The 10,061-nt window shown below is 67.6% G+C and carries 10 protein-coding genes; 6 read left to right on the top strand and 4 right to left on the bottom strand.

The genetic code is table 11. The features are described from left to right. Positions 1 to 49: 49 nt before the first annotated feature. From FHP25_RS14880 to FHP25_RS14860, 5 genes are read left to right on the top strand one after another with little or no spacing between them, the layout of a single operon-like run. The gene (locus FHP25_RS14880) at positions 50 to 1,006 is read left to right on the top strand and encodes an ABC transporter permease (protein WP_147847728.1); all 957 of its coding nucleotides are present in this window, start codon (positions 50 to 52) and stop codon (positions 1,004 to 1,006) included. Next, entirely contained in the window at positions 996 to 1,877 is an 882-nt protein-coding gene (locus tag FHP25_RS14875) for an ABC transporter permease (protein WP_147847727.1), read from the top strand. Before FHP25_RS14880 ends, FHP25_RS14875 begins: the two co-directional genes overlap by 11 nt. Next, the gene (locus FHP25_RS14870) at positions 1,874 to 2,860 is read left to right on the top strand and encodes an ABC transporter ATP-binding protein (RefSeq protein WP_147847726.1); all 987 of its coding nucleotides are present in this window, start codon (positions 1,874 to 1,876) and stop codon (positions 2,858 to 2,860) included. The genes FHP25_RS14875 and FHP25_RS14870 overlap by 4 nt, the downstream gene beginning before the upstream one ends. After that, positions 2,857 to 3,864, top strand: coding sequence for an ABC transporter ATP-binding protein (locus FHP25_RS14865; RefSeq protein ID WP_147847725.1), 1,008 nt, complete (start codon positions 2,857 to 2,859; stop codon positions 3,862 to 3,864). Before FHP25_RS14870 ends, FHP25_RS14865 begins: the two co-directional genes overlap by 4 nt. A gap of 52 nt (positions 3,865 to 3,916) precedes the next feature. Then, positions 3,917 to 5,473: an ABC transporter substrate-binding protein gene (locus FHP25_RS14860; protein WP_147847724.1), complete on the top strand. Its 1,557-nt coding sequence runs from the start codon at positions 3,917 to 3,919 to the stop codon at positions 5,471 to 5,473. 80 nt (positions 5,474 to 5,553) lie between these two features. Here FHP25_RS14860 and FHP25_RS14855 read toward each other — a convergent pair whose 3' ends face one another. Genes FHP25_RS14855 through FHP25_RS14845 form a run of 3 tightly spaced genes read right to left on the bottom strand, consistent with a single transcriptional unit; the run spans position 5,554 to position 7,729 of the window. Continuing rightward, entirely contained in the window at positions 5,554 to 6,828 is a 1,275-nt protein-coding gene (locus tag FHP25_RS14855; protein WP_218578388.1) for a tetratricopeptide repeat protein, read from the bottom strand. A gap of 31 nt (positions 6,829 to 6,859) precedes the next feature. Continuing rightward, a complete protein-coding gene (locus FHP25_RS14850) occupies positions 6,860 to 7,201 on the bottom strand; it encodes a hypothetical protein (protein WP_147847723.1) in 342 nt (113 codons plus the stop codon). Positions 7,202 to 7,255: 54 nt separating this feature from the next. Continuing rightward, positions 7,256 to 7,729, bottom strand: a complete 474-nt coding sequence (locus FHP25_RS14845) for a hypothetical protein (RefSeq protein ID WP_178133542.1) — start codon at positions 7,727 to 7,729, stop codon at positions 7,256 to 7,258. A 310-nt stretch (positions 7,730 to 8,039) separates the two neighbouring features. Between FHP25_RS14845 and FHP25_RS14840 the strand changes: the two genes are divergently transcribed. Beyond that, positions 8,040 to 9,512: an aldehyde dehydrogenase gene (locus FHP25_RS14840; protein ID WP_147847721.1), complete on the top strand. Its 1,473-nt coding sequence runs from the start codon at positions 8,040 to 8,042 to the stop codon at positions 9,510 to 9,512. A 110-nt stretch (positions 9,513 to 9,622) separates the two neighbouring features. Here FHP25_RS14840 and FHP25_RS14835 read toward each other — a convergent pair whose 3' ends face one another. Further along, on the bottom strand, positions 9,623 to 10,039 hold the full coding sequence (locus tag FHP25_RS14835) for a hypothetical protein (protein WP_147847720.1): 417 nt from the start codon (positions 10,037 to 10,039) through the stop codon (positions 9,623 to 9,625). Between the last annotated feature and the right edge of the window lie 22 nt (positions 10,040 to 10,061).

The following is a 10,061-nucleotide window of genomic DNA, read 5'->3' as shown; positions in this document are numbered from 1 at the left end:
CCCCGGGCCGACCGGGGAAGCGGCCGCGCTGCCTCCTGCGTCCGTGGCCATGCCGACACGTATTTCGAACCTCGCCCAGCGGATCGGCCATCTCGTGGCGGTGCTGCTGCTGGTCTCCGTCGCCACCTTCGGCATGCTCGAGCTGCTGCCCGGCAACCTCGCCTACTCGATCCTCGGCGAGGGTGCCCAGCCCGAGGCCATCGCCCGGGTCGAGAAGGAGCTGGGGCTCGACCGGCCGCTGCCGGAACGCTTCCTGGGCTGGCTCGGCAATGCGCTCGCCGGTGACCTCGGCAAGTCCTATGCCACCGGCGAGACGGTCAGCCACGCCATCGCCCAGCGCCTGCCGGTCTCGCTGCAGCTGATGATCGCGGCGCAGATCCTGGCGCTGCTGCTGGCGCTGCCGCTGGGCCTGTGGGCCGGCTACCGCGAAGGTGGCACCATCGACCGCCTCATCTCCGGCAGCGCGTTCGGGGTCCTCGCGGTGCCGCATTTCGTGCTCGGCATCGTGCTGATCCTGCTGCTGGCGGTCTGGCTGCGCTGGCTGCCGGCCAGCGGCTTCGTCGCCTTCGAGACCGATCCGATCGGCAATATCCGCTCCATGATCCTGCCGTCGCTGACGCTGGCCCTGGTCGAGGCGCCGGTCTACCTGCGGCTGCTGCGCAGCGACGTCGCCAGCACCCTGCGCGAGGAGTTCGTCGTCGTGGCGCGCGCCAAGGGCCTCTCCGACTGGCGCATCCTGCTGACCCACACGCTGCGCCCCTCCTCCTTCAGCCTGGTGACGGTGATGGGCATCAATATCGGCCACCTGATCGGCGGCACCGTCATCATCGAGACCCTGTTCGCGCTGCCCGGCATCGGCCGCCTGCTGATCGAGGCCATCAACACGCGCGACCTGATGATGGTCCAGGGCGTGGTGCTGTTCATCGCCGCCGCCTTCGTGCTCGTGAACCTCCTGGTCGACACGATCTACGCCGTCCTCGACCCGAGGCTGCGCCATGGCCGTTAGCGAAGCCGGCATCCAGCCGGCCACCGTCGCGGCCGCGGCAGCGCCGCGGCGCAAGCCCCGGACCGGCCTGCGCGTCATCCTGCCGGCGATCTGGGTCGCCCTGGTCGCCGTGCTCGTGGTCGCTGCCGACTTCCTGCCGGTGCCGTCGCCCACGCACATGGATTTCGACGCCGCCGAGGCGCGGCCCAGCCTGGCGCATCCTCTGGGCGCCGACCTCGACGGCCGGGACATCCTGTCCCGCCTCGCCCACGGCGCGCGCGTGTCGGTGATCGTCAGCGTGGCGGCGCCGCTGATCGGCCTCGTGTTCGGCACGTTCTTCGGCCTGATCGCGAGCTTCTACGGCGGCGTTCCGCGCATGGCGATCCTGGGCGTGCTCGACGCGATGCTGGCGTTCCCCAGCCTGATCTTCGCCCTGGGGCTCACGACCGTGCTGGGGCCGACCCTGCTCAACGTCACCCTGGCGCTGGGAATCATGTCGGTTCCGGCGTTCGCCCGTATCGCGCGCGCCAACGCGATCGTGCTGCTCAATCGCGAGTTCGTGCTGGCCTCGCGCACCGCCGGCGCCGGCGACCTCTACGTGATGTTCCGCGAGATCCTGCCCAACATGGCGATGTCGCTGGTCACCTACGCCCTCACGGTGATGTCGATCATGATCGTGGCCGAAGGCTCGCTGAGCTTCCTCGGCGTCGGCATCCCGCCGCCGACGCCGAGCTGGGGCAGCATGATCGCCGAAGGCCGCGAGGCGCTGGAGCGGGCGCCGCATGTCTGCCTGATCCCCGCCTTCGCGATGTTCCTGACCGTGCTCAGCCTCAACCTGCTGGGCGATGCGCTGCGGCAGAAGACCGAGGCCAAGGAGGGCGGGCTGTCATGACCGGCGAGGCCCTGCTTTCCATCAGCCGCCTGGGCGTGCGCTTCCCGACGCCGCGCGGCGAGCTCTCGGCGCTGGAGGACGTCGCGCTCGAGATCAGCGCCGGCCGGACCACGGCGATCGTGGGCGAATCGGGCTCCGGCAAGTCGGTGCTGTCGCGCTCGATCCTGCGGCTGCTGCCGCGCAAGGCGATCCTGTCGCCGGACGCCGCGATCCGCTTCGACGGGCTGGACCTGCTGCGGCTCGATGCCAGGGCCATGCAGCGCGTGCGCGGCCGGCGCATCGCCATGGTGTTCCAGGACCCGATGACCTCGCTCAATCCGGTGCGCAGCGTGGGCGCCCAGCTGGCCGAGGGCATGGTGCTGCATCTGCGCCTCGACCGCGCCGAGGCCGGAAGGCGCGCGGTCGAATTGCTGAAGCGTGTCGGCATCTCCTCGCCCGAAAGGCGCCTCGAGCAGTTCCCGCACCAGCTCTCCGGCGGCATGCGCCAGCGCGTGGTGATCGCCATGGCGATCGCCTGCGATCCCGAGCTGCTGATCGCCGACGAGCCCACGACCGCGCTCGACGTCACCGTGCAGGCGGAGATCCTCGACCTGCTGCGCCGGCTGCAGCAGGAGCAGCGGATGGCGATGATCCTGGTGACCCACGACCTCGGCGTCGCAGCCGGCCACTCCGACGATATCGTGGTGATGTATGCCGGCCAGGTCGTCGAGCGGGCACCGACACGCACGCTGTTCCGGGAGCCCCGCATGCCCTACACGCGGGCGCTGCTGGGCGCCATCCCGGGGCTGCGCGATGCGCCGCACGCGCGCCTGAGCACGATCCCGGGCCGGCCGCCGACGGTATACGGCACGGCCCAGGGCTGCCGCTTCGCGCCCCGCTGCGGCCAACGCCAGCCGCGCTGCGAGCTCGATGGACCGGCGCTGGTCGCCGACCCGACCGGCAACCTGCTGCGCTGCTGGTATCCGGCTGGAGCCGGCGCATGAGCGCCACCACCCCGATCCTGTCGGTCCGCGACCTTGCCGTGATCTATCCGCTGGGCGGCGGCAGGACGCTGCGGGCCGCCGAGGACATAAGCTTCGACGTCCATCCCGGCGAGGCGCTCGCGCTGGTCGGCGAGTCGGGCTGCGGCAAGTCGAGCGTCGCGCGCGCGATCATGCAGCTGCAGGCGCATACGGAAGGGCAGATCCTGGTCGACGGGCAGGATCTGCGCCGCCTCTCGCGCCGCGCCCTGAAGGCGCTGCGGCCGCGCTTCCAGATGATCTTCCAGGATCCGATCTCCTCGCTCAATCCGCGCCGCCGCGTGCGCGAGATCCTGGAGGCGCCGCTGCGCATCACCGGCATGCGCGACGCCGCCGCGCGCGCCCGGCGCGTCGCGACGGTGCTGGACCTGGTCGGCCTCGATCCCCAGGCGGTGCTCGGCCGCTACCCGCATGAATTCTCCGGCGGGCAGTGCCAGCGCCTGTCGATCGCGCGTGCGCTCGTGCTGGAGCCGGCGCTGCTGGTCTGCGACGAGCCGGTGTCGGCCCTTGATGTCTCGGTGCGGGCGCAGGTGCTGAACCTGCTGAACGAATTGCGCGAGCGGCTCGGCCTGGCGATGCTGTTCATCTCGCACGACCTTGCGGTGGTCAGGAACATCGCCGATCGGGTCGCCGTCATGTATCTCGGCCGCATTGCCGAGATCGGCGCGGCCGACAGCATCTTCAACGGCCCGGCCCACCCCTACACGGCAGCCCTGCTGAGCGCCGTGCCCGAGCCCGATCCGGACGCCGCCCTGCAGCGCCTGCCCATGAAGTCCGGCGAGATCCCCTCGCCGCTCGCGCCGCCGCCCGGCTGCCGGTTCCAGACCCGCTGCCCCGCGGCGGACGATCATTGTCGCCGGGTGCCGCCCGAGCTCGCGGGACTGCAGGACGCCAGATCGGCTGCCTGCCACAAGCCGTTCGTGCTCGGCCCGGCGGTGCGCGAGCGCGCACCGGCAGGCCGCGCCTGAGGCACGGCCGGCGATCCTTCGCAACGAACCGAAAGCACACCGAGGAGGGTGAATGATGTTTCCGAAGAACTGCTGGCTGCGGTCGACCGCCGTCGGGATGTGCATCGCCGCGGCCGCGCTCGCTGCCACGCCGGGCTGGGCGCAGAAGCGCGGCGGCACACTGATCGTCGGGTCGGAAGCGGAGTTCAATGGCTTCAATCCCATAAAAGTGAAGGGTATGAACTCCAATACCCTCGCTCCCTCGCTGACCGTGATGGAGGGACTGTTCGCGTACGGCAATGACCAGACTATCGAGCCTCGTCTGGGGCTGGAGCTGAAGGATGCGCCTGATCACAAGAGCGCAACGGTCACACTGCGGCAGGGCGTGACGTTCCACGACGGCACACCGTTCAACGCCGATGCCGTGATCTTCCACTACAGACGTGTTCTGGATCCGCAGAACAGCATCTCGGCCGCTTCGATGCTTTCTCCGATCGAAAGCGTCGAGGCCGTCGACGCGTACACGGTCAGGTTCAACCTCAAGCATCCCTGGGCCGCGCTGAAGTCGGCGCTGGCGCTCGACTCGGTGATAAACCTGATCGGATCGCCCAAGGCGCTGACCGATGATCCGGACGGCTTCCAGCGCAAGCCGATCGGCACGGGACCATACGTCTTCGACGAATGGCGTACCGGCGATCGCGTGATCGTGTCACGCAACGAGAACTACTGGGACAAGGATCGTCCCTATCTCGACCGCATCATCTTCAGGATCGTGCCGGACCAGGTCACCCTGCACCAGAGCGTGAAGTCGGGCGAAATCCATATGGCGCTGGGAAACACGGCGCAGCCGGTGGTTGATGCACGCGAGGCGCCGAACCTCCAGATTATCGACTATGTCGGCGGAAGCACGACGGGATGGGGGCTAAATCAGTCCAAGCCGCCGTTCAACGACCTGCGTGCGCGCCGCGCCATCATCGCAGCTTTCGACAGCCAGGCATTTGCCGATGGCTACTTCATGGGCACGGTCAAGGTTGCCGATGGCATCTTCGCACCGAACTCGCCATGGTACTGTGGTGGCAGCAACGGATGGCGGGGTTATGATCTCCCAGCCGCCAAGGCGTTGCTGAAGGAGATCGGCAAGCCGGTCCAGCTCACCATGAACAGCACCAACACGCCGGGCGGCCGCCGCCTCGCGTCGATCTCACAGCAGTTCGCGCAAGCCGCTGGATTCCAGGCCAAGATCAAGCTTGTCGATCAGGCCCAGCACGTGCGCAACTTCTATGCCAACGACTTCCAGATGGCGTCGTGGCGTCCGCAGATACCGGACGGCGATCCGGATCACATGGTATCCTTGATGTACAGCACGGAGGGTGCGCGAACCGTCAGCAAGTATAGCAGCGCAAAGATGGATGCGCTGATTCAACAAGGCCGGACGGAGACCGACACCACCAAGCGCAAGAAGATCTACTGCGAGATCGAGCGGCTGGTCTCCGATGACGCCATCCTCATCATGCCGATCCGCCTGGTCAGCCACATGATCGCCGGCAAGAAGGTGAAGAACGTGCCGGCGCCGCGCGGCAACATCGTCCTCGTGCGCGACATCTGGCTCGACGATTCGTCGGGCAACTGATCGCCGCGAAGCCGGCGCGGCACGCGTTGCCAGGTGCCATTGCGAAAGCCGCCCCAGCGAGATCCGCTGGGGCGTGCCCATCACGCCTGCGATGCGATATCCGCCGTCAGCCCGGCAAGCGGAAATCCGCCGCGTCCGTTCCTGGGGCGGCGCGTCGAGATGAGCCGCCGCGCCTCGTCAGCCTGGCCGTTCCGAAGCAAGGCGCTCGTCACGGCGTACTCCAGCAGATCCCGCTGTGCCCGGCTGCCGCCCACGCGCTCATGGACGGCAAGGACGGGCTGAAGCTCCTGGATGGCCTCATCCCACTTCCGACCAGCGAAGGCGCCCAGCCCACGGGCGATCGGCGCGAGGATGTCCGCGGCAGGACCCTTGGGATTGTCGATGAGCGAACGCAGGGCGCCGCCGTCACCTGCCATGGCAAACGCCAGCGCGCTGTGCATGTCGGCGAAGATCATTCCCGAGTTGGGAAACCACTGTCCGGCATAGCGGCTGATGGCGCGCCAGAGGTCCGGATCGACTTCTTCCCCTGCCATCTGCGCCCGAGCGAGAAATGAGGCGCAGTCGGTGAGAACATTGAGCGGCGGTCCCCACGATCCGCCGGGACGCAGGTCGCTGGCGTAGATGCGCCACGCATCCTCGCGCCGGCCCGTCTCCAACGACCAGATCGCCTGATGCCAGCTGACGTGACAATGCAGCATGCCGTCCCTGGGATACGCCTTCGCCCAGTCCTTGAGGAACGTCAGCCCCTCCTCACGCTCGCCCAGCTCGTAATGGAGATGGCCGCGGATGTGCGCGGCGTGGGCGTTGCGCGGATTGCCGCGCAACGCGATCTCGATATTCCGAAGACCGTTCTTGAAGTCATGCAGCTCGACCTCGGCGAACGCCAGGACCGTGCGGAACCACCAATCGTCACCGTACGCCGAGGCGAACGGCTGAAGGACTGCAAGCTGTTCCGCCTCCCGGCCAGCTTTTCCTGAAAATCCAATGAGTCCGAAGACGCCGGTGATGGGTGCCAGCACCATCGCGTCTCGCGGCCATGTCCTGGCGTGTTCCAGGATCAGCGCAATCGCCGCCGCACCCTGACCCGCAAGGATCCTGGCGAAGACGGCGATGTGGCTTTGCTCGCGCCCGGTTGTGCCCGCGGCAAGCACGAGCGCCCGTTCAAGGGGGGCCTTCGCCTCCGCGCCCCGGCCCAGCACCTGCAGCGTTCGCGCCAGGGCGATGTGAGCCAGGGCAAAGCCATCGTCGGCCGCGATGGCTTCGCGGAACGCATCCTCGATCCTGGCGTCGGCGCTGAGCAACCTGTCGACACCGGCAACATACGCATCGCGCGCCGCCGAGGAGCTCGTCGTCAACGCGTTGCCATATCTGTCCTGGGGCACCGGCTCATCCCTCCCTTGTCGCTCTCGTGGCCGCAGCCTTGGTTCTTTGGCGGCGACGCTCCTCGCCGAGCGCGAGCAGACGGTCCCGCTCGGCGGGATCGACGCGTCCATAACGGGCGCGCCACCGGGGATCGCCTTCCTTCCACCCGAAGGGAGCCTTGACGGTCGTTCGCGGCCCCGAGGCTGTCACCAGGAGGCCGAGCGCCTGCCGCACGATGGCCTCCTGCATCTCCCGATCCCACGGATGACCGCACGGATTGCCCAAGGGGAAGTCGGTGAAGAGGAAGCGAGGAACGCCGCAATGCTCGACGACGTCCAGTGCCGATCCGACGATCACGGTCGGCATGCCATTGGCTTCGAGATGTCGGGCGACCAAACTCACGGTTTGGTGACAGACGGGTCAAAGTGGACAGAGAACCGCACCATCGGCGCCGTCGTCCCGCAAGCGTTGCAGAACCTTGGGGGCGACATCCTCCGTGGTGCTGCGCTGGCTGTAGTCGGTCGGCACGCCGTGAAATCGCGGCGCCAGCGCGGCGAACACGCCCTCCCCCGCCAGCTTCTCGGCAACCTCGATAGGCAGGAACGTCCCCCGATCGTCGGTATGCGTCGATTCCTTGTCCCAGGCGAGATCCGCGGTATGCAGCCTGGGCGGCGCCGGATGTATCGCCCCCGACCACAATTGCCGGGTGCCGCTGTAGTCAACCGGATTTGCCGTCGTGATCAAGGCCAGGCGGGATTCGGACAGCGGCTTGGGCAGCTTCGAAAAGGGCACATCGTCATGCCGGGCCCAGACATAGTCCTTCGCGTAGCCAAGCGCGCGATAGCACTGCCGGGTGCGCTCCATGTAGGGCACGGGCTCGCCAGTATCGACCATTCGCTTCACTCTCCTTCGACACAGCTCCAAACGGAGGTTACGGCTCCTATCATCGCAGGGCGACTCACTTTCGGCGCATGGATGGAAAAGAAAATCTTCGCCGCCCGACCGCTTCGCGCGATGGGCCCCTCCCTCTCCCCCGCTCCCGCGGGGCGAGGGTATCCGGGACTCTGCCCATGCCGCGACGTCCGCTATATTTGAAAAACTATAACGTAGGGACATGGCAGGTCCAAGGTCGCGGTCCGTACAAGCGCGCCGCAACAGGCATAGAGTCGGGTCCGATCCGGAACGCGATCCAGAGGAGGGGCATGTGAAGACCTATCAGCACTTTATCGGCGGCCACTATGTCGACCCGCTCGGCGGCAAGTGGATCGACAGCATGAATCCCTACCGCGGCGAGGCGTGGGCGCGCATTCCGCAGGGCTGCGCACGCGATGTCGACCGAGCGGTCGCCGCCGCGTCGCAGGCCCTGCAGGGCCCGTGGTCGAAGATGGTGCCCTCGGCGCGCGGCAAGCTGATGCTGAAGCTGGCCGATCTCGTCGCCGCCAATGTCGACCGCCTGGCCGAGATCGAGGTCCGCGACAACGGCAAGCTCCTGGCCGAGATGCGCGGCCAGCTCGCCTATCACCCCGAATGGTGGCGCTATTTCGGCGGGCTGGCCGACAAGATCGAGGGCGCCGTCGTGCCGATCGACAAGCCCGACACGTTCGCCTTCACGCGGCACGAGCCGATGGGCGTCGTGGCGGCGCTGACGGCCTGGAACTCGCCGCTGCTGTTCATCGCGTGGAAATGCGCGCCGGCGATCGCGGCCGGCTGCACCGTCGTGGTCAAGCCGTCGGAGTTCGCCTCGGCCTCGACCCTGGAATTCGCCGCGCTCACCAAGGAGGCGGGCTTTCCCGACGGCGTCTTCAATGTCGTGACGGGCCTGGGCCAGGAAGCGGGCGCGGCGCTGGTCGACCATCCGGGGGTCGCAAAGATCACCTTCACCGGCTCGGACGCAACCGGCGCCAAGATCTACGCCCAGGCAGCCAAGACACTGAAACGCGTCTCGCTCGAGCTGGGCGGCAAGTCGCCGAACATCGTGTTCGAGGATTGCGATCTGGGCGCCGCGGCGGCGGGCGCCATCTCCGGCATCTTCGCCGCCACGGGACAGACATGCATCGCGGGCTCACGGCTTCTGGTGCAGAACTCGATCCGCGAGGAATTCAGCAAGAAGGTCGCCGAGCTCGGCCGCACCGCGCGCAAGGGCGATCCGATGCAGCCCGACACCAATATCGGGCCGGTTACGACCGGGCCGCAGTACCGCAAGATCCTCGACTACATGGAGATCGCCAAGGCCGAGGGCGCGCGCTGCATCCTGGGCGGCGGCGCGGCAAGCGACCTGCCGGGCGGGCAGTTCGTCGAGCCGACCATCTTCACGGACGTCAAGCCCCAGATGCGCATCGCCCGCGAGGAGGTCTTCGGGCCGGTGCTGTCGATCATCGGCTTCGATGACGAGGCTGAGGCCATCAGGCTCGCCAACGATACGATCTATGGCCTGGCCGCGGGCGTGTGGACCAAGGACATGAACCGGGCGCTGCGCATGTCGGCCGCGCTCAAGGCCGGCACCGTGTGGATCAACACCTACCGCGCGATCAGCTACATGATGCCGTTCGGCGGCATGAAGCATTCCGGCATCGGGCGCGAGAGCGGCATCGAGGCGATCCGCGAGTATCTCGAGACCAAGAGTGTCTGGATCTCCATGGCCGAAGGCTCGCCCGCGAACCCGTTCGTCATGCGCTGAGGATCGAGCGCGGTGCGCATGAGCCTGCCGGGCTGTCCGACACGGACCCCGGCGGGCTCTTCGACGCCGTGGCGGTCGCGACCGCAGGAGAAGGCGCATGGCCGCGGAACCTAAGCGATGAACGGGACGCTGGCCATAACGGCGGCGAGCTGGACGACGTTGCCGGCCATCGCGCCCCAATGCAGCCGGCGGAATTGTCGGATTGCGTTGCGGTCGCCCGCTTCCCTGGCACCGCGGTCGGCGTCCATGCGCTGCAGGAACCAGCGGCGTGCAACGATGGAGAGGGACGCGATCAGGCACATGAAGACGGCGAACAACGGACGCGCGGTCGCCGCAAAGGCTGCCGCCGCGATGACGCCGGCAATCATGACCATCTGAAAGTAGACATTGAGCAGGCCGCGCAGCAGCTGCGCCACCTCGGGTATGTCCAGGCTCACAAAGAGGAACGCAACCGACGCAAACATGAAGTACGCCATGGGAAACATCAGGATGATGACGGCGTAGAACGCGGCGATATCGGGCACCATGGCATCACCGCCGGCGGGGCAA

It is taken from the genome of Vineibacter terrae, assembly GCF_008039615.1.
In the GTDB taxonomy this organism is placed as follows: domain Bacteria; phylum Pseudomonadota; class Alphaproteobacteria; order Reyranellales; family Reyranellaceae; genus Vineibacter; species Vineibacter terrae.
Note: the sequence above shows the minus strand (reverse complement) of the source record. Positions and strands in the feature narration are given on the sequence as shown.

Coding starts and splice junctions, on each gene's coding strand:
- FHP25_RS14870 (WP_147847726.1), top strand. CDS start 1,874: ATGACCGGCGAGGCCCTGCTTTCCATCAGCCGCCTGGGCGTGCGCTTC.
- FHP25_RS14865 (WP_147847725.1), top strand. CDS start 2,857: ATGAGCGCCACCACCCCGATCCTGTCGGTCCGCGACCTTGCCGTGATC.
- FHP25_RS14845 (WP_178133542.1), bottom strand. CDS start 7,729: ATGGTCGATACTGGCGAGCCCGTGCCCTACATGGAGCGCACCCGGCAG.
- FHP25_RS14835 (WP_147847720.1), bottom strand. CDS start 10,039: ATGGTGCCCGATATCGCCGCGTTCTACGCCGTCATCATCCTGATGTTT.
- FHP25_RS14860 (WP_147847724.1), top strand. CDS start 3,917: ATGATGTTTCCGAAGAACTGCTGGCTGCGGTCGACCGCCGTCGGGATG.
- FHP25_RS14875 (WP_147847727.1), top strand. CDS start 996: ATGGCCGTTAGCGAAGCCGGCATCCAGCCGGCCACCGTCGCGGCCGCG.
- FHP25_RS14850 (WP_147847723.1), bottom strand. CDS start 7,201: ATGCCGACCGTGATCGTCGGATCGGCACTGGACGTCGTCGAGCATTGC.
- FHP25_RS14880 (WP_147847728.1), top strand. CDS start 50: ATGCCGACACGTATTTCGAACCTCGCCCAGCGGATCGGCCATCTCGTG.